We start from the raw sequence: 24,280 nt of genomic DNA on the forward strand, positions 1-24,280 counted from the left end.
ATGGCATGGTCGTTGTCCAAATCGCTGCTGATCGCGGAGGGTGCTCCCCACGGAGTGCTCCCGACCGGAAACGAAATCGCACTCCCCCACCAGATGCGGCTTTCCCATCCATGCGCTCCTACGTGTTCTTTACCTGTTCCCTCCTGCTCTTCACGCTGGGGGTACCGACTCTCGCCTCTGCTCAGTCGTGTCCGGATCCGGACGCGCCCCCTGCGGTGGAGGGCGAACAAAAACGCTGGCATCCCCTCACCGTCACCTTTACCGGCCCCTGCACAAGCGAAAGTGACGACCCCAATCCGTTCCTCGACTATCGACTGACCGTCACGTTTCAGCACAGCGCCAGTGGGACGCAGCTGTCGGTTCCGGGCTACTATGCGGCGGACGGGGATGCGGCCGAGACCAGCGCCACTGGCGGCAACAAATGGCGGGTGCACTTCACTCCGCGTCATACGGGCGACTGGACCTACGAAGCGTCCTTCCGTACGGGCACGGAAGTGGCCATCAGCCTCGACCCCAGCGCTGGCTCGTCGACGGCCTTTGACGGCCAGTCCGGCTCCTTCTCCATCACGAACACGGACAAATCCGGGCGAGACCACCGCGGAAAAGGACTGTTGCAGTACACCGGCAGCCGGTATCTTGAATTCGACGACGGTACCGTCTTTCTGAAAGGCGGCGCCGATAGCCCGGAAAATCTGCTGGCGTACTCCGAGTTCGACGGCACCTATAACGCAGGCGGCTCCGACTACGTGCGAGACTACGCCCCTCACAAAGACGACTGGCGCACGGGAGACCCATCCTGGCAGGGGGGAAAAGGGAAGGGACTGATCGGAGCGCTCAACTACCTCGCGTCCGAAGAAATGAATGCGTTCTCCTTTCTCACAATGAATATCGCTGGGGGCGATGGAGAGGACGTGTGGCCTTGGACGGGGCCGTCGAACGTCTATCGCTATGACGTTTCGAAGCTTGCGCAATGGGAAACCGTCTTTTCCCACGCCGACAGCGTCGGCCTCTTCAAACACTTCAAGACTCAGGAAAAGGAGAATGACGGCTACCTCGACAAAGGCGACCTTGGGCCGGAACGGAAACTGTACTACCGTGAATTGATTGCTCGCTTCGCCCACCACCACGCCCTCAACTGGAACCTCGGAGAAGAAAATGTAAACACCGACGCTCAGCGAAAAGCATTTATCTCGTACATTGCGGCCCTCGATGCGTACAACCACCCCATTGTCGTCCACACCTTCCCCGATGAAAAAGAGAAGGTATACGACCCGCTACTCGGACATAACGACTTCGACGGCCCCTCCCTGCAGCTCTCCGAGATGAGTCCGTCTCAGGCGCATTCGAGCGTCACGAAGTGGGTGTCGGAGTCAAAGGCTGCCGGTCGACCGTGGGTCGTTTCGATTGACGAACCTGGGACGGCCGAGGCGGGACTCCGTCCCGACAGTGATGACAACCACGACGCTGCTCGGAATGTCCTCTGGACGGCCTTTTTCGCGGGGGGCGACGGCATTGAGTGGTACTTTGGATACAAGTACCCCGACGACGATCTAAACGCCGACGACTGGCGGTCCCGGGATCGCTTCTGGGACTTTCACCGGTATGCCCTTCGCTTCATGCGCGAGTTGCCGGTGCGCACGATGACGAGCGACGACGCCCGCCTCTCCGGAACGCCGGGGCACGTCTTTTCGGACGAGTCTGACGTTTTCGCCGTCTATCTTCCGGATGGGGGAAGCGATGCGACCCTGGACCTGCCCTCCGGCTCGTTTACCGTGTCCTGGTTCGACCCCCGCAACGGGGGCTCCCTCCAAACGGGAACGATCTCCGAGGTCCAGGGTGGGGCCTCAACCTCAATCGGCGCGCCCCCGCAGGACCCCAATCAGGACTGGGTCGCTCTCGTCTCGAAAGGCGGGGTTCTTCCTGTCGAGCTTTCGAGCCTAGAGGCCGCAACAAGCGGATCGGAATCGATTGTACTCACCTGGTCGACAACCTCCGAACAAAACAACGCCGGCTTCGAGATTCTGCACCGCCCGCCCAGCGGATCGATATTTACGTCGGTTGGATTTGTGAACGGCGCCGGCACGACGGACAGTCCCCAGTCGTACCGCTACCGGATCTCCGCCTCTGAGCCGGGCACCCACTCGCTACGTCTCAAACAAGTGGACGTCGACGGGACCGCTACCCTTTCCGATTCCATCACCGTGTCGCTGTCGCTGAAATCCCCCTACAGCCTGAAAGGCCCCGCCCCAAACCCCACCCCGACGCACGCCCAAGCCACTCTCCGCGTCCAGGAAACACAGACGGTCACGGTTCGGCTCTACGATGCGCTGGGGCGCCAAATTCGCACGCTCTACTCCGGAACCGTGCAGGCCAACACCCCGCTGGGCCTCCGAACGTCTTCCGCCCTCGGGAATGGGGTCTACTTCCTGCGAATCGAGGGGGAACGGTTTACGACGACCCGCCAGGTCAGTATCGTGAAATGATGCTCCCGCCGTCCAGAGAGGGCCTGGTCCTGTTCGGAGACAAGCACCGCGTAGATTGGGCGGCACGAGAGATCGCCAGCTGTAGACGTAGAGACTGTTTTGATTTCCCACGATGACAGTTCAGGCAGAGCGCGACGATCCGCAGATCCTCGCGATCCAACAGGGGCTCCTTCTGAGCAACGGACGGCCCTCCAATTCCTGCGAAATATCTCGTCGATTCTCAACCCGCTCAAAAATCAAAACAGTCTCTTAGGCCCGGGCGACGTGAGAAGTTTGCTTCTTCTCCAGAACGGCCCGACACCAGCCCCGGTGGTCGAGGTACCATTCGACGGTTTTCTGAATACCGCTCTCGAACGTCTCGCGAGGCGTCCAGCCCAACTCCGACGTAATCTTCGTCGGATCGATGGCATAGCGCCAGTCGTGTCCCGGTCGATCGTCAACGAAGTCGACGAGAGAACGATACCGCCCCCCTGAACGGGGGTGCACCTCATCCAGGTGAGAACAGATCGCCTCGACGACCTCAAGATTCGTCCGTTCGCCGTGTCCTCCAATGTTATAGGTCTCCCCAACCCGCCCTTCGGTCAGGACGGTATAGAGGGCTCGCACATGATCATCCACATAGAGCCAGTCGCGCACATTCATCCCTGTGCCGTACACGGGGATCGGGGCTCCGCTGAGGGCCTTCAGAATCACGACCGGGATTAGCTTTTCGGGATACTGGTACGGCCCGTAGTTATTCGAGCAATTCGTGATCAGCGTGGGCATCCCATAGGTCCGATGCCACGCGCGGGCCAGGTGATCGGCTGCAGCCTTGCTTGCCGAATACGGAGAGGACGGGTCATAGGGCGTGCTCTCCGTAAAGGCTCCGTCTGCCCCCAGTGCTCCATAGACTTCGTCGGTCGACACACAAAGCAGTCGAAACGCCGTGCGCTGTCGTTCCGGCAGGACGGCCCAGTAGTCACGTGCAACCTCAAGAAGGGTGTACGTGCCCAACACGTTCGTCTGGATAAACGCCCCCGGTCCTTCAATCGAGCGGTCTACGTGGCTTTCAGCAGCGAGGTGCACGACGGCATCCGGCGCGTATGCGGAGAATAGTCGACGCATCGCCGCTTCATCCGCAATGTCCTCCACTTCGAGCGTGTGCCGTTCGTGATCGGCCATCCCGGCCAAATTTCGCGGACTTCCTGCATACGTGAGCTTATCGACGGTGACCACCCGAGCATCGGTCTCAGACAGCAGATACCGAACGAGAGCGGACCCGATAAACCCACACCCCCCCGTCACGAGAATCGTCGGCGGCGTCGGTAAAGAAAACGATGAACTGGGTTGAGACATGTTTTAGGGGCGGAAAAGATGGTCATTTTGATGATTCTCTGCTCGCATCTAGATCAGAGTCAAGCTCCTCCCAGAATATCTTTCCCCTTTCTCCCGGTGTCCATCATTCCACTTGTTCGGAACTGTCGATTCGGCGCGTTGCAGATACTCTTTCCGTACGGTGGCGTCTCCTCGGAATCTGTTGGGCGAGCGGATGCGAAGCTGAGACCCGCCGTGCCCCTGCAAGATGAAGCGGTTGTACCGAAAGGAGAAGGCTCAATGCGTCAGAGCTACACGACATTCGCCTTTGAGCTTCTCTATCCTGATCTATCAGAGATTAGCCGCCAGTGTCCTCCCTGTCCGGCCCATGTCGCCCTCTCTTCGCCCGCCGTTCGTTTCGACTTGAAGCCGGTTCTCCCCGTGCTTCTCATCCATTGGAGACATCACGCTCCCCTCTTTTCCTCCTACCTTCAACCTGGATCGTGCTCGGCGACGTCCGGTCTCCGATAGAGATTGCTTCCCCCTTCAATACCGCTCCCAACATCCGGATCTATTCAATGTCTTCCCGGAATCTCGTCCTCGCCTACATTGAGGACTACAGTGCTCACGACATAGCCCCCTTCGTCGACACCCTTCGGGCCACGGGCTACGACGGCGACGTCGTCTTCTTCACATCGAACATCGATCCGGACTGCGCCCCGCTTTTCCGCACGCATCAGATTCATGAGATTCCGGTGACTCGGGTTGACCTGAAGGGATCCTACTCTCTCGACGGGCGCCTCACACGAGCCCTGGGACTCAACGATGTCTCCTTCATTCCTGACATCTCGATTAACAGACGACTGTCGAAGGGAATCGCCGCTCTCAATCTTGGGGATACTGCGGCGGCTCGCCTCGCGGCCCAATACCTCTGGCACTGCCAGTCCGCCCGCTTCATCTACTTCTTCTCGTACCTGAAACGACACCCGGGGTACGACACCGTCCTCCTCACCGACGTCCGAGACGTGGTTTTCCAGGACAACCCGTTTTCTGCCTCCGTCGACGACGCACTTCACGTCTTTGAGGAGTATGGAGGGACCCTCCTTGGCAACCAGATCAATAACGCCAAGTGGATCGATAACCTCTACGGAGCCGACGCCCTGGAGGAACTGGCTGCCTTTCCGATCATCTGCTGCGGTGTGACCCTCGGCAGCACCTCCGCCATGGTCGAGTACCTGAGACTCATGTGTCACGACATCGTGACGCGGTATAGCGGCTGGGGGACGGATCAGGGCATCCACAACTATTTGGTCCGCAAAGAACGCCTCCAAAACGTGACGGTCCACCCATTTGGGAACGGAGCAGCCATGCACGTGGGCATTGCTCCTCGATCGGCCATTGCGACCGATGCCGAAGCACGAGTGCTAACGGAAGACGGAACCGTCTGCCCGATTATTCACCAGTACGACCGTCACGAAGACTTGCGCCGGTCGCTCCCCTCCCTATACGACGACCGGCCAACCGCCCCGGTCCCAGAACAGTCTTCCTAAAAGAATCTCCAGAAACCCTCTTTCTTCCTTCTCCCCTTCCCCCTCTCTCTGTCGTTCATGACCTCCGAACGCCGCATCCTCTGGGCGAGTCTTCGCACCCACTGGAAAATCATTCTCACCACCATCCTTCTTTCTCTTGCGGCTGCCGGGGCCGAGGTGTTCAGCATCGGAATGCTGATTCCCTTCCTCCAAACCTTTGCCCAGAGCTCGACGTCTGCGTTCCAAACGGGAATCGGATGGATTGACGAGCACGTCTTGGCCGTCGGTGGATCTACCCTGAGGCGAACGTATCACATCTGTGCCCTCATTCTGGCGGGCACGTGGATGCGGTCAATTCTGGGCTACCTCGCCGGCGTCTATGCCGTCACGAGCCGCGTCCGAATCGTCGAGGACCTGCGGATGCAAATCGTCAATCAACTCCAGGCCGTCTCTCTGCGGTTCTTTTCGAAGACCCGTGGCGGCGACATCATCAACAGCATCACCACGGAGATCAATCGAACGACGACGGCCGTCTCGGTCGTCTTCAACCTCATTGTTCAGGGAACCATCCTGGGCATGTATCTCCTTCTGATGGTCTGGATCTCGTGGGAACTGACGCTGCTCGTCCTCACCGTCTTCGGACTTCTCTCCTTCGGCCTCACGTGGTTGATGCGTTCCATTCAGACCCGAGGCGCCTGGCTTACGGAGGCCAATAGCCAGTTCACCTCCACGTTTACGGAATTCATCGACGGCATCCGCACCATCACGGCCTACAACCGACAGCCCTACGAGCAAAAACGCCTCTCAGCATCCATCGAGAACCTCGCCTCTGCGACGATAGAGACCTTTAAGCGCTCCTCGCTCGTCCAACCTCTCTCCCAGGCCATCGTGGGGTCAATTCTCGTTGTGCTCATCGTCGTGGCCATCCAGTTCTACGTCATTCCGGGCGTCCTCGACATTGCATTCCTGCTCGGCTTTCTCTTTGCCCTCTTCCGAGTCATGCCGACCGTTAACAACCTGAATGATCAACGAGGGGTGTGGGCCAGCAACCGCGCAGGGCTTGCGAAGGTAGCGGCCCTGCTCAACCGAGACGACAAGCCGTACCAGTCCGAAGGCACACGCCCGACCCCGTCCCTCACAGACGCACTTCGGTTCGAAAACGTGCACTTCGCCTACGAGTCCAATCACCCCGTCCTCAAAAATATCAACCTGGACGTACAGGCCGGAGCAATGGTCGCCCTCGTCGGCGGCTCCGGCGCGGGAAAGTCAACCCTGGCCGACCTCATCCCTCGCTTCTACGACCCCACCCAGGGTCGCATTCTTCTCGACGGGATCGACCTTCGCGACCTGACCCTGCGCTCACTGCGAGATCGGATCGGCATCGTGAGCCAGCACACGCACATTTTCAACGACACGGTCCGCGCAAACATCGGCTATGGCAATCTGAGTGCCGACGACGCTGCCATTCGTCGTGCCGCCGAGCAGGCCAATGCGCTCGGCTTCATCGAAGACATGGAAAATGGATTCGACACCGTGCTCGGCGACCGCGGCATTCGGCTCTCCGGCGGACAGCGCCAGCGCCTTGCCATCGCTCGAGCCATCCTCAAAAATCCGGACATTCTGATCCTCGACGAGGCCACGAGCAATCTCGACAGCATGTCCGAACGGCTCGTACAGCGCTCTATCGAACGACTGATGGACGGACGCACCGTCATTGCCATTGCCCACCGGCTTTCAACGATTGAAAACGCGGACTGGGTCGTCGTTCTCGAAGACGGTTGCATCGTGGAGCAAGGCTCCTATGCAGACCTAATTCAGCGCGAAGGGCACCTCTGGCAATACCACTGCATGCAATTTCAGACGACTGCCGTTTCCTGACTGCCCCCTCCCACCACGTTCTCCCTACTCATGCCTCCCGTTCCTCCCCTCAACATTATTTGGCAGCGCGACCTGTCTCATAATCGATACTGGGCCTCTGCTGCCCCCACGGCCACCACGACCTCCGTTGTGCCGCGCGAATACGAATGGGTTTCGTCTCTCCTCAGCGCCTTTGACGTCCACCATCACCTCGACGGCCGATACGAAGTCGTTGCCCCCAACCCAATCGTCGTCCTCGAAGGACAAGAATACGATCCGGATCAGGTACAAGCGTACCTGCACACGCTCCGGGCTCAGGGCTCGACGGTCGGGATTCTCCACATCGGAGACGAATTCGGCTGGGCGCCCTTGGAGGTCTACGACGAGGCCGCATTCGTGTACCGCAACTATTGGCGCCCCGAAATCGACTCCCTTGCCCACTGCCATTACCTTCCCCTCGGTGTCAACTGTCCGCGCGATTTGTTCGAGCCGACGGCCCTCTCTGATCGCCCCTACCGGTGGTCGTTTGCCGGTCAAGCCAAGCCGTCGCGGCACGCGATGATTGAGACACTGGCGCAACGAACCGACGGCCATCTCGTCATTAATGACCACTTTAACAGCGGCCTCTCCAAACCCGAATACGCCACCCTCCTTTCGAATACGCAAATCGTACTCTGCCCTCGGGGCTGGGCCTCCGTTGAGAGCTACCGCTTCTATGAAGCCCTCGAAGCCGGTGCCATTCCCCTCGTCGAAGACGACGGCGGCGGTGGTCTCTACCGCGAACATTGCACCCTGTCCGCAAGCTGGAATGCGCTGAAAGGGGGGCCGAAGTACTGGTACGACATCGCCAAACGCACCCGCCGCCCCAGCTACTGGCAAAGTGCTTTCGGGCCGGACTTCCCGTGCCCTCGAATTTACAAGTGGGAGAACCTTCCCGCGACGCTCGACGAGATCGACCCTGCGCCCCTGGCCGCCACAATCCGAAACTGGTGGACGCACTACAAGCGCTCCCTTCGGGATCACATGTCGGCGTCGATCCACACCCACCTCCACATCGCGCACACGAGAGAAGCAGAGATCCTTCCCTGAATGAGGTGGGGGCGTGCGCCCTCTCTGTCCGGTCCCCTCCGTTTATACCCCATTCCCGGCCATCTCCCACGCAGGCACAATCCTTCTCACCGGAATAATTGAATCGTATAGCCACGTCGCGATGCGCAACAAGTCGCTCTAGGGAAATGCTGCACCTCTCCGACAACGCTTAGGGCCGTCGTTCGAAGCGGCGACTCATCGATTCCAAGAGAGTGGCGTCCCGCATGCCCTTCAACAGCGGACAGAGGGGGCTTCTTGATCCTCCCATCAGCACCTTGTGCCTGCTCCAGAGCTCCCCATGGGTGACGTGATCCTTTTGCCCTCTCCCTCTGAACCCTCTCACTGGACCGAAAGAGAGTGTCTTTGTCTCCTAAAGCGCATCGCTCTCGAAACGAGTCTTCCCTTCATCATGCGTCGGTGATCCCACCAAAGCCGAGAAGCCTCCAATATCTTCTTTCTCATCGAGGCCACTCCCCAGTCCCTCCCGCTTCTCCTCAATGCTCGTTACGTCACTGTCGCTTCCCGATCTCCTCCTCATCGAGCCGTCCGTCTACGGCGACGACCGCGGCTTTTTCTTCGAACTGTGGAACGCCGAGCGCTTCTGCGCCCTCACGGGCGTCGAGGCCTCTTTTGTGCAGGACAACCTGTCCCGCTCCCAGTACGGCGTTCTCCGAGGGCTCCACTTTCAAAACCCGCACCCTCAGGGCAAGCTCGTGAGTGTCTTGGAAGGGCGCGTGTACGACGTGGCCGTCGACATACGTCTCGATTCTCCCACCCTTGGAACGTGGATTGGCATCGAACTCTCCGCTGAAAACAAGCGGCAGCTCTACGTGCCCCCCGGATTCGCCCACGGCTTCGTCGTCCTGAGTCCGTCCGCCCTCTTCCATTATAAATGCACGGACGTGTACCACCCCGAGTCTGAAGCCACGATCCGGTGGGATGACCCTCAACTCAATATTGACTGGCCCCTTGCGTCCCCCCTTCTCTCCGAAAAGGATCGGGCGGCCCCCTTTCTTGCAGACTGCCCTCCGGCCCAACTCACGTTTTCGGAGCCGACTCCCCAAGCCTCTGCGTCCCCCGTCCCCTCTCCGTCACACTCCTGATGCCGACCTCCCCCATTCTTCTTCTCGGCGCTGCCGGCCAACTCGGCCACGAGTTGCGCCACACTCTTGCTCCCCTGGGTCCCCTCGTCTGCCCCACACGAGCTGAACTCGACCTAACGGCACGTTCGTCGGTTCGATCGACCATCCGCACCCTCCGCCCGTCGCTCATTGTCAACGCGGCGGCGTACACGGCTGTCGACCGCGCCGAAACCGAGCGAGACCGGGCATGGCTCCTGAACGCCGAGGTCCCCGCTACCCTTGCCGAAGAAGCCCATCGTTGCGGGGCCCGTCTCATTCACTATTCGACCGACTACGTTTTCGACGGGACCAACGACATTCCCTATACCGAACAGGATGCCCCTGCTCCCCTGAACGTGTACGGAGCCTCGAAGTGGGCGGGAGAACGGGGCATCCAGGCACACACCGACAGTTACTGGATCTTCCGAACCAGTTGGCTCTACAGCGACCGCCGGTCCAACTTCCTCCTCACCATGCTTCGGCTGGCGGCTACGCGGGACCGTCTCACGGTGGTCAACGACCAATTCGGAAGTCCAACGTGGGCCGGATGGGTTGCCGAGGCAACGGCGTCCATGCTCCCCCCATCAGGTCCCCCCGGCCATGGCCTCCCGGCCGGAACGTACCACCTCTCCAGTGGCGGAACGACGAACTGGTACGACTTTGCTCGGGCCATCTTCCGCACGTTCGACGTTTCCGGAGTAGACGTCGTGCCCATCCCAACCACCGAGTATCCAACGCCAGCGCCCCGCCCTCGATACTCAGTCCTTAGTCCCAACGCTGTGCAACGGGAGGGACGTCTTTCAATCCCCACGTGGACCGAACAACTTGAAGCCATGGCCGCCCGCTGCTCGCCTCTTGCATCGCTTGCCCAAAGCGGACCGCCACCCCATGCTGCATCCTGACCCTCCGTTCCTCCCCCGTTCCGCCCCTCGTCCCATGCTCCCGGTGATCACGTTTCTGGTGAATGGCAGCCGAACCAGTGCCATGGGCATCCGTGCCCGAAGCTTTGCCGAGCACCTTGCCCCTCATTTCGATGTTCGACTTCTCTTCCGCACCAAAAACAAAATCCGATCGACGGCCACCTTTGTGAGATCCCTGTTCGACCAGTCTCCGGCCGTCGTCTACGTCGTTGACATGGCGGCGTCGGGCGTGCTGGCCGCCCTAATCTACAAGGCAATCACTGGGACGCCTGTCATCGTGGACACGGGAGATGCCATTTCCGCCCTTGGTCGCTCCATCGGCCGGGGCCGCGTGGGATACGGACTTACCGTCGCCCTCGAAGCACTCTCCCTCCGGGGAGCCGACCATTTGGTCGTTCGGGGCACCAACCACAAGCACCTGCTCGGCGAGCAGGGGTATCACAACGTGACCGTGGTGCAAGACGGCGTCGATTCCACTCAGTTCAAACCAGGGAACGGAGCCGAGATTCGAGCCGGCCTCGACCTTGATGACGATCTCGTGCTCGGGACGCTCGGCTCCTCGGTCTGGAACGAGCAGTTGCAAACGTGCTACGGCTGGGAGATGCTGGAGGTCGTGCATCGGCTACGGGAGCACCCGATCCAGGCGCTCATGATTGGAGGCGGAAGCGGAATCGAACGGATGAAAGAGAAGGCCGCGGAATGGGGCATTGCGGACAGAATCCACTTTCTTGGATACGTGCCATACAACGATCTTCCGAAGTACCTGACGGCCATGGACGTATGCCTCTCGAAGCAAACAAATGACCTCGTCGGCCAGGTCCGCACCACTGGAAAACTCCCTCTCTACATGGCGTGCGGGCGATACGTCCTTGCGACCAAAGTCGGAGAGGCCGAATACGTACTGCCCGACTCGATGCTCATCCCCTTCACGGGAAGCCACGACCCGAACTACACCGACCTCCTGGTCGATCGAGTGCAAGGGCTCCTTACTCAAAGAAGCAACCTGTCCCTTGGCCAACGCAACCGCGACTGGGCCATCCAGCAATTTGACTACACCGTCCTCTCCGATCGGCTGACCGCCCTCCTCAACCGCTTCACCTGACCCGTTTCTCGCTTCCATGCCTGCCCCCACCGCGCCCATTTTCATCGTGGGCGCCAACCGCTCCGGCACGACCCTCCTCCGCCTACTCCTGAATGCACACCCACGCATTGCTATTCCGGAGGAGCTGAACTACGTCAACTCGTTTCTCGCAAATACCCCCATCGACCAGTGGCGTACTCCGAACCTCGCCCCCGATCGCTTCGCGGCCTTCGTTGACGAATGCCTCTCGTCATGGGCCTCGCTTCTCCCTGAGCTGGATCTTGCGGCCCTTCGCGACCAGATCTTGGAGGGGCCGGCCGACTTTCGCCATCCATATGCAACGGCGTTACGCACGTGGGCAGCACACCACGGAAAACCGAGATGGGGAGAAAAAACACCTGGAAATCTCTTCTACGCAGATGTCCTGCACGAGATGTTTCCCGAGGCACGCTTTATCCTCGTTGTTCGCGATCCGCGAGCCGGAGTTGCCTCGATGCAAAAGGTGGATTTCTTTCCCACGGACCCAGTATTCAATGCACTGAGTCGACACAAGCACATGACGAAAGGACGTGCTATCCTCGAGCGTCACGTCCCTGCCTCCCAGCGATACATCGTGCGATACGAGGACCTAGTGGGCACACCGGAGCAGACCGTCCGGGACCTATGCACCTTCCTCGGTGAGACCTACGATCCGTCGATGCTTGCCTTCCACCGCGACGCCGAACAGTACATGAAGGACACAGCCGCCTCCTCCTTCAACACACAGGCAACCCGTCCCATTTCTACAGATCGCGTTGAGGCCTGGCGCCACCAGCTGTCCCCCGACGCCATAGCAATCGTAGAGACTGTCTGTAGGGACGAAATGACGGAATTCGCCTACGTCCCCGACGGTCGCCCCCTCCCGCTCCGCAGTCGCATCGAGTTGCTCCTCAAGCAGGGATACTGGGCGGTACAGAACCGGCGAAACCACAAGATCCGCCACTATACCGTGAAACACCCAATCTTTGCTCGTACTCGTCGCCGAGGGGCGAACTTCCTGGACTGGCTGTTCTCACGTCCGGCCTCCTCATCCTCTCGCCAATAGTTCAGACATCGAGGCTCGGCTCTGCCTCTCAGAACGGCTTGTGCTATGATGCACGCCGTTCTCAGAGAGCCCCTGTTGGACGACGTGTCTCTGAAGTTTCTTGCGCACTTGCGCCAATACTACCAAGGGACTCCCTAGCCCAAGCTTCATATCTGCCCCCGAGATCGTTCGTACGTTACGGCCGTTCTTCCCTCATTCGTAGTCCCCTTGTGACGTGAAACGCATTCTAGCCTCGAACTCCGCTTATGGACAAGGAGGCATCGGGCAACACTTCGCTCAACTCGTCGAAGAGAGCCGGCAAGCCGGACAGCTTGCTGGATATTACTGCCCAGCCCCAAAGCCCAACGATTCGCTGGGCCTCTCCCTTCCGGCCCCCCGGTGGCACGGATGGCTGGCACAGTACACCCCGGTCCGGTTCAGTCCCCCCTGGAAAAATCATCTTCTCAACGACCTCTACGACCGAACCACCGCGGCGGCGCTCAAAGAGCCATGTGACGCGTTTATGGGCTTTGTGGGCAAGTCGCTGCACAGCTTCGGCCGTGCCCGTGCGCTCGGCACTCCCCGCCTGGAGCTTGTCGCCGCCAACTCGCACGTCGACAATCTCCGGCGGCTGCACCGTCGCGCCGCCGCGACGACGGGACTCGACGACTCCTGGTTAAACGAGGCTCAGCGCCGCAAAACCCACCGAGAATACGAGGCTGCCGACCGGATCTACGTCCACTCCGACTATACGCGGCAGTCCTTCCTAGACGCCGGCCTCCCTGCCAGCAAACTCGTCCGCACCTACCTTGCCGTCGCCCCACGCTTCCAGCCCCCCACCACACGTCCATCCGACGACCTCTTCCGCATTGTCTACGTCGGGCGCGTCGACGCCACGAAGGGAGTGCCCCTTCTTCTAGACGCTTTCGCCGAACTTTCCATCCCTGCCGAGTTAACCCTGGTGGGCAGTTGGGCAACCCGCCAGATGCGACAGTACATGAACGATCGGCTCCAGGCAGACGCCCGCATTCGCATTGCCCCGGGCGACCCGCTTCCCCACCTGCAGGCCGCAGATGTCTTCGTGCACCCAAGCTTCGAGGACGGATTCGGATATGCCCCGATGGAGGCTCTGGCCTGTGGAACTCCCGTTCTCGTCACCGCCGACACGGGCATGAAGGAGTACGTGCACGACGGACGGAACGGCTACGTGGTGCCAACTGGGAGCCGAACCGCTCTTCTCGAACAGCTCCACCGCCTGCACGACACTCCACTCGCCGGTACGTCTTCGCTTCTGCCCGCTACGTATTACGCCGAACACCGCCAGAGCAGCTCGTCAGCTGCAGTGTCGTCCTCCGTCTAGTCGTTCATCCCTTGCTTCGTATTTCGCATGTCTCTTCTTCCGACCCCGACTCGAACCGTGTCCACGGCTTCTTCTTCGCTCCCGCTTCGAGCCTACTTTAGTCACCACAAATGTGCCACCGGCTGGACTGGCAACATCATGCATGAGGTGTGCATGCACCTGAATCTCCACATTCGCATCGTCAACCAGGAGAAAGATTTTCAGGAATACGGCAGCCTGTCGTCCTTCGTGGACACTGAACAAGTCGACTTCTTGGTTCTCGCCAACGCAAACCACACGGACGCCTGCTCCCTCCCGCTTTATCGTGGCTTCCACGTCGTTCGCGATCCACGAGACGTGGTCGTGTCCGCCTACTTCTCCCACAAGAACAGCCACCCGACCGACGAATGGCCCGAACTGATGGCTCATCGGGAGCGGCTGCAGACCGTATCCAAGCCGGAGGGACTCTACCTGGAAATGGAGTTCAGCCGCTCCTTCCTGGAGGACATGTTTACGTGGGACTACGAACAGGAAAATGTGATGGAGTGGCACATGGAGGACCTGACCCGCGATCCCCATTCCTCTTTCCTCCGCATCTTCCAGTTCATGGAAATGCTCGACACGCCCCACCCCTCCTCCTTCGAGGACACGATCCGCTGGTTGGCCCGCACGTCCAATCGCCTAAGCCACAAGGGAAGTCGCTTTATGCCGGGGGGACAGCCGCTCATTCCCGCGCCCCGACATCGAATGACGTCGCTCCCCTCTTCGGCAGTGGAGAAGATCCTACACGCCCGAAGCTTTGAGCGTCTCACAGGCCGCACCAAGGGAGAGGAAAATACACACAGCCACCTCCGAAAAGGAGTGCCCGGCGATTGGCGCAATCATTTTACGCCCGAACACGTCCGGGCCTTCAAGGCCGATTACAACGACCTCGTCCTCAAGCTCGGGTACGAGACGGATCCGGACTGGACGTAAGCCGCTCTCCTTTTCTCCTATCGCCTACCAATCATGAACGTCGGCCATTACGGAATGAATCTCGGGGCGCCCGGAGGCATTGCCCGCTACGTGGAACGCCTCGGGGCCGCTCAGCAAGAAGCAGGGCACACCGTCTCCTACTTCAGCTCTGTGTCCCCACCGGACGATTCCTCTCTCCCAAATTGCCAGACCGTCCCGACCCCCTCGGCCCTTCGCGCCGCAGCCCTGAACGCGGGACTTGATGTTCTACACCTGCACGACCCGGTCTCTCTTTCGGACTGGCCCCTTCCCGTCCTCCGGACGATGCACGGCAACCACGGCTCCTGTCCCGGCGGTGGGCGTTTCCTCGCCCATTCCGGCGTTCCCTGCACTCGTACATTCAGCCCAACCGGCTGCTTTTGGCATCGCCTCACCGAGCACTGCGGCAGCAGGCGCCCCGGCCGCTACTGGGCCGACGTGCAGCGCACTCGGTCCGAAATGGCGAGTGTCGAATCCATCCCGACACTCACGGTCAGCCGCTTCCTCCGCAAGCAAATGGAAAGGAGCGGGGTGGACGTACACAACGTTCAGGTGATTCTTTCCCCGGCCCCCGACGTCGCGACGGATGGCTCCCCCCCTCCACGAACAGGCCCCCCTCGGGTCCTCTTTCTGGGTCGTCTCGTTCCCCAAAAGGGACTCGACTGGCTTCTTGAGGCCCTGGCCCACACCGAAACCGAACTCCACCTCGACGTGGCGGGAGAGGGCAACCTAGACGAATACCGCACCCTTGCCCGCACCCTCGATGTTGCCGACCGCGTGACGTTTCACGGATGGGTCGACGCCTCCAGGGTATCCACCCTCATCGCACAGTCCCGGACCGTCGTATTCCCCTCAATGTGGGCCGAGCCGGCGGGCCTCGTGACGCTCGAAGCGGCTGCGCACGGCCGTGCCGTCATTGCGAGCCGGGTCGGCGGCATTCCCGAGTACGCGGATCCCTCATTCTCCCTCCTCGTCCCTCCCGGCGACGTGGAGGCCCTCGCTTCCCGCATGGATCTCCTGGCCTCGGACGCCATCCTCGCCACTGAAATGGGCCAGCGCGGCCAACGCTACGTCCGGCGCCACCACGGCATGTCGACATTTCTCGCCCATCTGTCCGGCTGCTACACTGACACCATCGACGCCTGGAACAGCCGGAGCGCGTCGAGCGAACTGGCCGTCCCTCAAATGTCCTAGCTCCCCCTCTTTCCCTCTTTGCTCAACATGGCGACCGTCTTTTTAACCTCTGCCGCTCCTTCCTCGGATCCGACCTGGCCCTATCCGTACGACGAACTCGACCGGATGAAAGAATCAGTCCGACGCGACCGGTTTGGCGTGCACCAGCTCACCGACGATCCCGATGCGGCCGATCTCATTCTTTACGTCGACAACGTAGGCACCCCCCGGCACTTTTTGACCCTCTGGTCGAGCGAGCTTTTCCGCCGATACCCTGAGAAGTGCTTCCTCTTCAGCAAGGACGACTACGCGATTCCCTTCCTTCCCGGGGTATACGCTTCCCTCCCCCAACGGTGGAACCGAACCGATCACACCCGATCCGGCTCCTACCTGAAGGCCTTCGGTCATAACTACGTGCCGTTCCGGCCCCTGGAGTCCCCTACGTACCTGTATTCTTTTATTGGAAAAAGCACTACTCACCCCGTTCGAACGGCCCTCCTTCAGCTCTCTCATCCCCGCCAGTATTTCAAGGACACGGCGCCACTGTGGCCGTATGGGGACCTCTCGCCCGACGCCCGACGCAGCCTTGAGGACAACTACCGGCAGGTTAGTCACGAAAGTGCCTTTATTCTCGCACCTCGGGGCGTGGGCACGTCGAGCATTCGTCTCTTCGAAAGTCTTCGCATGGGCCGGGCCCCGGTGATTATCTCCAACGACTGGGTGCCGCCCGAGGGGCCCGACTGGAACGCCTTCAGCGTCCGCATTTCCGAAGAAGAGATCGACACTCTCCCGTCGCGTCTCGAATCGATCGAGGATCAGGCCGCCGAAATGGGCATGCGCGCCCGAGAGGCCTGGACGGAATGGTTTTCAGTGGAGGCGACCTTCCACCGCGTCGTGGACTGGTGCCTCGACATTCAATCGGAGCAGGGGGCTTCTCCATCGAGGCGACCGTACCTCAAGGCACTACCGCAGTGTCTGCATCCGTCCTATTTTCGCATGGTAGGAAGCGCTGTGCGAAATCACTTTTCAGATCGAGGATCGTCTCCTTCCTCTGGTTCCCCCACCGGCGCCTCCTCTACCGAAAAGGCTCTTTCTAAAACCGGGTAGATGGGTGCACCAGAAGTACACGGCAGTTGCGCCGGGCCTCCCCCTGGGCTCTGTACAATGACGCAGGTCCTTCATAGACGGAATGTGTTTCATATCGAGGCCCCGGCGGCATACCCTTCAACCCGTTCACGCTACCGATGCCTGCTTCTCTACGCGCAGCCTCCCCCTCTCTTCCGAAATCGGCGTCCGATGCTCTCCGGATCGACCTGGTGTTTCCCGTCCTGCCGCCCGTGCTCGACGGGATCGGGGATCACACGGCGCACCTCGCCGCTTCGCTGACGGCCAACGGCCACCGCGTGCGAATCCGTACGGCCCAGTCCACTTGGACTCCTCTGGACTCAGTACAGGTTGAATGTGCATTTTCACTCGACTCGCTGACCGGGGTTCACCAGCTTCGCGAGGCAGTGGCCTCCTCCCCACCGGACCTCTTATTCGTTCAATTCAATCAGTTCAGCTACGGAAAATACGGTTTCAATCCCGTTCTCCCTTGGACCCTCCACATGATTCGGCGAACGCATCCGTCCGTGCGGATCGTTCTGATGGCCCACGAGGAATTCGTGCCGGTCACGAGCCTCCCAAACGCCATCATGACCACGTGGCAGCGCGCCCAGTTCTGGGCTCTCGGCCGCACGGCCGATGCCGTCGGCTTCTCGACCTCAGCCTGGATCGACAAATTTCGGCCGTGGTTTCCGGACACGCATCTGCACCACCTTCCGGTCGGCTCCAACATTCCGACCTCTCCGGTTACGAACGCCGAGGCACGGCAACACCTTCAGATCGACGCTCCATTCGTGGTAGGCTATTTCGGGGCTATTGATGGATCGCGCCACCTCGCTCATCTCTCCCGAACCGCCCATCGACTGCACGAGGTCTCGAATGGGCAATGCTTGCTTCTCTACGTGGGACGGCACGGAGCAGCCCTTCGCTCTGCCCTTGGCCCCCTCCCATTTCGGGACGCAGGTCCCTTGCCGCCCGACGAGGTCGCAACCCACTTTGCGGCTATGGATCTCTATTTGGCGCCCTTCGTCAAGGGCGTTTCTACTCGTCGCGGCTCGTTCATGACGAGCCTCCAGCACGCCGTGCCAACAGTCGCCACGAGCGGATGCCAGACCGATCCCATCTTCCACGAGCACGACGGGCGCGCCCTGATACTCGCCCCGGAAACTGACGTGGATGCGTTTGCCGAAGCGGCAACGGCTCTGTTTCTCCGCTCCGACACAGAACGAGATGCACTCGGACAAGCCGGGCAGCACCTCTACCGACACTCCTTCGACTGGCCCGTCCTCGCCCAGACCGTCGAAGAGCTCGCTCGGCCTCGTCCCGTTTCCACCTACTCCTAACCTTCCTTTTCCCACCTCGTCCTCATGAACGTACTTATCGTTTCCCCTAGCTTCGGGACGTTCGGCGGCCTGGAGGCCTTCATCTTCTCTCTCGCCGCTGAGCTCGCCAAGCACGACGTGACCGTGACCATCGCATTTAAGCGCGTGAGCGGACAGTTTGCCCTGGACGAGACGCTCACGACCTACGTCAACTCTACCCCCGCAACGGTTGTCTTCGTGGATCGGGCCTCAGCCGAATTGAAGTCCTTGATCCAACACGCCGATATCGTCCACGGCCAAAACACGAGCATCGACGTGGCCCTTCTGGCCCGGCTCTCGGGCACCCCGCTCGTGCTTACCATTCACGGCTGGCGGCGGGAAAAATGGACGCCTCGCGGCCTGCTCAACCTGGCTGCCCACCGCCTTGCCGACCGCGTGTGGTACAACTCCGACTTCGTGTGGCGGACGTGGGAGCCCCGGCATCGACGCCCCACCAGCGGAAAGCTTCCCATCGTGTCGAACCTTCCGGAGGGGATCGTGCCGGTGGCCGAGCGCAAAGGGTTTGTGTTCGCAGCACGCTGGATTGAGAATAAAGGCCTCCGCGTGCTCCTCAATGCCTACGCCCAGGCGAGGCTCGACCGGGCGGAATGGCCCCTCATTCTGATGGGAGACGGTCCTCTTCGAGCAGAAGTGAATGCCCTCATTGAAGAGAAAAGCATTCAAGGCGTCGACATTCGAGGATTCGTCGACGACAAGACCCGGAACGACATCATTCGCCACGCACGCTGGATGGTCACGCCCCCCCACACCAACGAAGACCTGGGGCTCACCCCAATCGAAGCCCGCCATGTAGGCGTCCCCGCCATCATTACGCGGGATGGCGGCCTTCCTGAAGCTGGAGGAAGTAATGCTCTCATCTGCCCTCCCAGCGATCCAGATGGGCTCTCTCAACTTCTTGAACGCGCGGCGCACATGTCCCTGGACGAGTACACGCGAATCTCGACTGCCACTCGCAAAGAACTCCTGGACTATCTCCAACCCCTATCCGTGTACCTGGACCATTACCAGGAGGTCATTTGGGAGCGATCTGACTCTCTCCCTCAGATCGCTACTCAATAACGATTTTTCTCCTCTACCATGCCTTCTGCCTCCTCTTTCGCCGGACTCAGCCTCGACCGGGGATGGTTCTCCACCCTGCTTTACTACCTCGCGAGTGGGGGGATTATCGCTGCTCTCTCTTTTCTCATCATTGAGCAGGAGATTCGCCTTGCACTGACCCTCGTGCTTGCACTGACGTTTGTCGCCTTCGCCCTGAAGGACATTCGGCTAGCGACCATAGCCACCCTCGTGTATCTCATCGTAATGGGCGACCTTCGGCGGATGCTGATCCCCCTCGTCGGCTGGTCTGGCACAGATCCTCTCCTCCTCATCGGGCCCGCGTATGCTGTTATTACTGTCGCCGCTGCGCTCGTCCTCCGAAAGACCCAATTCAATACAACTCTTGCCCCCTGGATTCTTGCGCTCATGGCCGTGATGATCCTCCAGATCTTCAATCCCCGACAGGGAGGGATGATGGTCGGGGTCGCTGGGGCCCTGTTCTATATCGTCCCCCTGCTCTGGTACTGGATCGGGCAGTCCTTCGCATCTACAGGATACGTGCACACAGTTCTTTACCGTGTCATTCTTCCCCTGGGCGGTGTGGCCATCATTATGGGACTGTATCAAGTCTTCTACGGCTACCTCCCGTACCAAGAAATGTGGTTCCAATGCTGTGCATATACGGCCTTGGACAGCGCCGGTATTCAAGCCCCCATTTCATTATTCGCCTCCTCGATTGAATACTCGCTCTTCAGCCTCATCGCGGCGACAATTCTCTGGGTCCGATTCCTCCTCAAAAAGGACTATGCCGCCCTTCTTGCGATCATTCCCTTCTTGGTCGCTTCCTTCCTGATGGGCAGTCGGGGCCCCATTGCCCAATTTCTCGTCATGGCCGCAGCCCTGTGGGCCGTACTTGCGGATAACGTTCGAACCTGGATTCTGCGAGGCCTGGTCGGAGTGATCGTCGGTGGCACTCTGCTCGTGACCGGCCTCAACGTGATTAGTAAGCAGGCAACGACGATCTCTAATGACCGTGTTCAGTTCCGAATGCAACGACAGGCAGACGGATTCCTCAATATTGCCGACCCGGACAAGTCGACGGCAACCATCCACCTCATGATGATGATTCACGGGTTTTCCAACGGCATCACAAATCCGTTGGGAAATGGACTGGGCTCCACAACGCAAGCCGCCCACAAATTCAAAAGCGGAGTCGCAGGAAGCTCAGAAGTGGATATGAGTAACCTCTTCCTATCAACAGGGGTCGTCGGGGGGACGCTATACCTCATTATCGTTTTCCTTACGATCAAACAGTCGATCCAATACTGGTCGCGCTCCCACTCCGTAGTCGCTCTTTGCATCGCAGGGATTCTTGCCCTCACCTTCCTGAACTGGTTGGAGGGCGGCCGCTACGCCGTTACGACTATCGTGTGGTTCTTGATCGGCGTCCTAGACCGACTCAATGCTGAACATTCCCCTCCTTCTGACCTCTCCACCACTTAACCCCCGATACATGCGCGTTGCCCTCATTTCCCACGACATCTATCCCGGAGACGGCCAGGGACGGGTCAATTACGAACTCGCCCGGTACCTCCTCTCCCAGGGCGTGACCGTTGACCTTCTTGCCGACCGTGTCGACGAACACCTTGTCGACCTCGGGGCCACCTGGAGACCTATTCATCCTGGGGGCCAATCGGTCAACCTCATTCGCGTCTGGCGATTCAAACATCTCGTAAACCGTTACCTTGACGCCCACGCTTCCCGCTACGATGTCCTTCTCGCCTGCGGCGTAGTCCTCGACCGCCCGCACACAGTAAACGTCGCCCACTTCGTGCACGGGACGTGGATCGACTCGCCCTTCCACGCGGCCCATCGGCACCGAGCCCCTCAAAAGTGGTACTACAGACTTTACAGCCTTCTTAACGCGCACTGGGAGCGAGCCATTCTTCACCAAGCAGAGGTCGTCGTCGCCGTGTCGGACAACGTAGGACGTGACCTCGTGCAGCTCGGTCTTCCCTCTGAGCGCTTGTGTGTGATTCCCAACGGCGTTGATACTGATGAATTCTCCCCAGGCCCCTCCAGACGCGCCGCACTTAATCTCCCAGGGGACGTTCCCCTCGGCTTGTTTGTAGGAGATCTTCGCAGCCCCATCAAAAACCTCGACACGGCGCTCCGTGCCCTCGTCGACATTCCCGACCTACACCTCGCCGTTGCGGGCACGCTCGATGGAAGTCCGTACCCATCCTTGGCCCTCGATCTCGGCGTAGCAAACCGCACGCACTTCCTTGGCTTCCAGCGCGACGTCGTTGGCCTCATGCGAAGTGCCGACTTCTTTGTTCTGCCCTCTCATCAGGATGCGTTCGGCCTCGTTGTCACCGAAGCCATGTCCACCGGACTACCCGTAATCGTGTCTCGGTCGGTCGGTGCTTCCTGTCTCGTGACTCCCGAAGTCGGAATCGTCATTGATCCCCCCGATAATGTCGAGGCCCTCAAAACGGCCTTTACCACGCTTGCGTCCGACCCAGACCGACGTGCGCAGATGGGGCGCGCTGCCCGAGAGACTGCCCTCAATTGCTCGTGGTCACGTATGGGGAGCCGTTACCTTGAACTGTTTCACGAGGTGGGTGCACCTTCCCACTCTGGATTGTCACAACCCGCCTCCAAAAAACTTGCATAGCATCGCCCTTCCTGGGGACGACTGCGCCAAAGCCCCCCTTGCTCCTGCGCCTGACCTCAGCTTCCGTTCTAGTGGAAAGTGAAGACCCAACCGCTCGTCTTGCGATAGATTCGAAGCACTGTGATTCTGCCTATGTCCCAATTCCCCCTTGTTTATGTGCGGCATTCTTGGCGTCATTGGCGACGCCCCCCTTCGCCCTGAGCGCTTCGACGCTGCCCGCGACCTGATGGTCCATCGCGGACCCGACGACGCTGGTTCTTTTTCGTCTGGCCCGGCGCATCTTGGCTTTCGTCGCCTCGCCATTCTCGACCTGTCGTCCGCAGGGCACCAGCCCATGACGGCCCTCGACGGCCAAGTCGCCCTGGCCTTCAACGGCGAGATCTACAACTACCGTGCGCTCCGCGACGAGCTGCAATCGGATCTGCCGTTCCACTCCGACACGGACTCGGAAGTGCTCCTGAATGGATACCTGGCATGGGGCTGGGACCGTCTCCTGAAGCGCATCGAAGGCATGTTCGCGTTCGTCATCTGGGATGCCCGGTCCCAAACCCTCTACGGTGCCCGAGATCGAGCAGGAAAGAAACCGTTCTACTATACGGAGCAGCCACAAAGCCTAGCGTTTGCCTCGACCTTGAATGCCCTCCGTGCCCTGCTCCCGACCTCTCCCTCGGTCAATGACGCGGCCCTGGACGCGTATCTGACCTACCAGGCGGTCCCGTCGCCCCTCACGATGTTCGAGGGGCTCTACCAGTTGCCCCCAGCGCACGAACTCCAGTACCACGTGCCAACCCAGCGCCTGGACGTAAACCGCTACTGGAAAGTACGCTTCACAAACAAGCTCAGCGTTACCGAAGATGACGCCCTCGATGCCCTCGACGACCTCGTCCGAACGGCCGTGCGGAAACGCCTCGTGAGCGACGTGCCCCTCGGCGCGTTCCTCTCTGGCGGCGTCGACTCCAGCCTCGTCGTGGCCATGATGGCACAGGAGCAGTCCCGCCCGGTCGAAGCCGTCGTGATGGGCTTCGACGACCCTGCCTACGACGAGCGGCCTTACGCGCGGCAGGTCGCCGACCGTTGGAACGTCAACCTGCATGAGCACATCCTCCGCCCCAATGCTATCGCCGATCTCCCCGAGATAATCTGGCAATACGGGCAGCCCCTGGCGGACGTCTCGATCGTTCCGACCTACTATGTCGCCCAGGCCGCAAAGCAACACGTGACGGTCGTCCTGAATGGAGATGGAGGCGATGAAGTATTCGGGGGATACGCCCGTCCAATGGTGGCCCGCGCGGCCCAGTCCTACCGTCGCTTCCTGCCCAAAATGGTACGTCAGATGCTGGGCCGAAGCTTAAACGGACTGGCTGACGATCGATACGGCGCGCTCCTGAAGCGCGTCGGGATGCTTGCGGACGCCGGCGCGGGATCTGCTCGCGACTCGTTCGTCTACGACCGGGCATTCCGCACCTACCGCGAGACGGCCTATACGCCTGCTCTCCATCGTTCGGTCGCCGAAAAGCACCCGGACACATGGTATCGGACCGTGTGGTCCCAGGCCGAGGGCCAAGACGATGTGGACCGCGCCCTCTACGGAGACTTCACCACGTATCTGCCGGACCAGCTTCTCACCAAGATGGACGTGTCGACCATGGCTCACGCCGTGGAAGCCCGTTCTCCGCTGCTCGACAAGGACCTCATTGAATACGCGGCTCGTCTCCCCACGTCCCTCCGCCTACACGGCTACACGACAAAGTATCTGCTAAAGCGCCTCGCCGAGCGCTACGTGCCCCACGAGGTGCTGTACCGCCGCAAGCGAGGGTTCGTAATGCCTGCGTCCGACTGGCTCCGAGGCGAACTGGCCCCGTACGTTCGCGCCGCTCTCGACAGTGATCACTTCTTCGATCGAGGCTGGATCCTTCCCTCCTTTGTCCGCCGCATGCTTGACGAGCACCGGCACCACACCCAGGACTGGGGAGAGCAGCTCTGGACGCTGTTCGTTTTAGAGCTGTGGGCCCGCCAGACGCTCGACGGTACGCTTTCTCGCTCCGACAGCCTCGACGCCCTCTTCCAATAACCCTTGCTCCCGTTTCGCCCCGACCCCGCTCTGCTTCCTCCTCAGTGAGGGAATTCAATAATCAGCA

General features: G+C 60.3%; 18 protein-coding genes. 17 read left to right on the plus strand and 1 reads right to left on the minus strand.

The genetic code is table 11. The annotated features are described in order from the left end of the window. Window positions 1-110: 110 nt before the first annotated feature. Window positions 111-2,483, plus strand: coding sequence for a DUF5060 domain-containing protein (locus BSZ35_RS08125; protein ID WP_181149241.1), 2,373 nt, complete (start codon window positions 111-113; stop codon window positions 2,481-2,483). A 249-nt stretch (window positions 2,484-2,732) separates the two neighbouring features. Here BSZ35_RS08125 and rfbB read toward each other — a convergent pair whose 3' ends face one another. Further along, window positions 2,733-3,818, minus strand: coding sequence for a dTDP-glucose 4,6-dehydratase (rfbB, locus tag BSZ35_RS08130; RefSeq protein WP_105011966.1), 1,086 nt, complete (start codon window positions 3,816-3,818; stop codon window positions 2,733-2,735). A 536-nt stretch (window positions 3,819-4,354) separates the two neighbouring features. On the opposite strand from rfbB, the gene BSZ35_RS08135 reads away from it, so the two are divergent. The 16 genes from BSZ35_RS08135 (at window position 4,355) to asnB (ending at window position 24,213) form a co-directional block, all read left to right on the plus strand. Continuing rightward, the gene (locus BSZ35_RS08135) at window positions 4,355-5,326 is read left to right on the plus strand and encodes a hypothetical protein (protein WP_146110036.1); all 972 of its coding nucleotides are present in this window, start codon (window positions 4,355-4,357) and stop codon (window positions 5,324-5,326) included. A gap of 57 nt (window positions 5,327-5,383) precedes the next feature. Beyond that, window positions 5,384-7,183: a heterocyst formation ABC transporter subunit HepA gene (gene hepA, locus BSZ35_RS08140; RefSeq protein ID WP_105011968.1), complete on the plus strand. Its 1,800-nt coding sequence runs from the start codon at window positions 5,384-5,386 to the stop codon at window positions 7,181-7,183. Between the two features lie 30 nt (window positions 7,184-7,213). Beyond that, complete coding sequence (locus BSZ35_RS08145; RefSeq protein ID WP_105011969.1) at window positions 7,214-8,251, plus strand: hypothetical protein; 1,038 nt, start codon at window positions 7,214-7,216, stop codon at window positions 8,249-8,251. Between the two features lie 497 nt (window positions 8,252-8,748). After that, window positions 8,749-9,354 (plus strand): dTDP-4-dehydrorhamnose 3,5-epimerase, encoded by a 606-nt coding sequence (rfbC, locus tag BSZ35_RS08150; RefSeq protein WP_105011970.1) that lies wholly within the window; start codon window positions 8,749-8,751, stop codon window positions 9,352-9,354. Continuing rightward, a complete protein-coding gene (rfbD, locus tag BSZ35_RS08155) occupies window positions 9,354-10,274 on the plus strand; it encodes a dTDP-4-dehydrorhamnose reductase (protein ID WP_105011971.1) in 921 nt (306 codons plus the stop codon). Before rfbC ends, rfbD begins: the two co-directional genes overlap by 1 nt. A 34-nt stretch (window positions 10,275-10,308) precedes the next feature. Further along, a complete protein-coding gene (locus BSZ35_RS08160; RefSeq protein ID WP_181149242.1) occupies window positions 10,309-11,394 on the plus strand; it encodes a glycosyltransferase in 1,086 nt (361 codons plus the stop codon). A 16-nt stretch (window positions 11,395-11,410) separates the two neighbouring features. Next, the gene (locus BSZ35_RS08165; RefSeq protein WP_105011973.1) at window positions 11,411-12,457 is read left to right on the plus strand and encodes a sulfotransferase; all 1,047 of its coding nucleotides are present in this window, start codon (window positions 11,411-11,413) and stop codon (window positions 12,455-12,457) included. A gap of 214 nt (window positions 12,458-12,671) precedes the next feature. Further along, entirely contained in the window at window positions 12,672-13,796 is a 1,125-nt protein-coding gene (locus tag BSZ35_RS08170) for a glycosyltransferase family 4 protein (RefSeq protein WP_105011974.1), read from the plus strand. Window positions 13,797-13,853: 57 nt separating this feature from the next. Continuing rightward, window positions 13,854-14,750, plus strand: a complete 897-nt coding sequence (locus BSZ35_RS08175; protein ID WP_181149243.1) for a sulfotransferase domain-containing protein — start codon at window positions 13,854-13,856, stop codon at window positions 14,748-14,750. A gap of 33 nt (window positions 14,751-14,783) precedes the next feature. After that, window positions 14,784-15,962: a glycosyltransferase family 4 protein gene (locus BSZ35_RS08180; RefSeq protein WP_105011976.1), complete on the plus strand. Its 1,179-nt coding sequence runs from the start codon at window positions 14,784-14,786 to the stop codon at window positions 15,960-15,962. A 27-nt stretch (window positions 15,963-15,989) separates the two neighbouring features. After that, entirely contained in the window at window positions 15,990-17,048 is a 1,059-nt protein-coding gene (locus BSZ35_RS08185) for an exostosin family protein (protein ID WP_105011977.1), read from the plus strand. Between the two features lie 137 nt (window positions 17,049-17,185). Further along, a complete protein-coding gene (locus BSZ35_RS08190) occupies window positions 17,186-18,388 on the plus strand; it encodes a glycosyltransferase family 4 protein (protein ID WP_105011978.1) in 1,203 nt (400 codons plus the stop codon). A gap of 24 nt (window positions 18,389-18,412) precedes the next feature. Continuing rightward, window positions 18,413-19,486: a glycosyltransferase family 4 protein gene (locus tag BSZ35_RS08195; RefSeq protein ID WP_105011979.1), complete on the plus strand. Its 1,074-nt coding sequence runs from the start codon at window positions 18,413-18,415 to the stop codon at window positions 19,484-19,486. Between the two features lie 18 nt (window positions 19,487-19,504). Then, a complete protein-coding gene (locus BSZ35_RS08200; RefSeq protein WP_105011980.1) occupies window positions 19,505-20,968 on the plus strand; it encodes a hypothetical protein in 1,464 nt (487 codons plus the stop codon). A 10-nt stretch (window positions 20,969-20,978) separates the two neighbouring features. Next, window positions 20,979-22,142 carry a glycosyltransferase family 4 protein gene (locus tag BSZ35_RS08205; protein WP_105011981.1) on the plus strand — a complete coding sequence of 388 codons (1,164 nt, stop codon included), beginning with the start codon at window positions 20,979-20,981 and terminating at the stop codon, window positions 22,140-22,142. A gap of 154 nt (window positions 22,143-22,296) precedes the next feature. Then, a complete protein-coding gene (gene asnB / locus BSZ35_RS08210) occupies window positions 22,297-24,213 on the plus strand; it encodes an asparagine synthase (glutamine-hydrolyzing) (RefSeq protein WP_105011982.1) in 1,917 nt (638 codons plus the stop codon). Window positions 24,214-24,280: the final 67 nt, after the last annotated feature.

Source organism: Salinibacter sp. 10B (genome assembly GCF_002954405.1).
Taxonomy (GTDB): Bacteria; Bacteroidota; Rhodothermia; order Rhodothermales; family Salinibacteraceae; genus Salinibacter.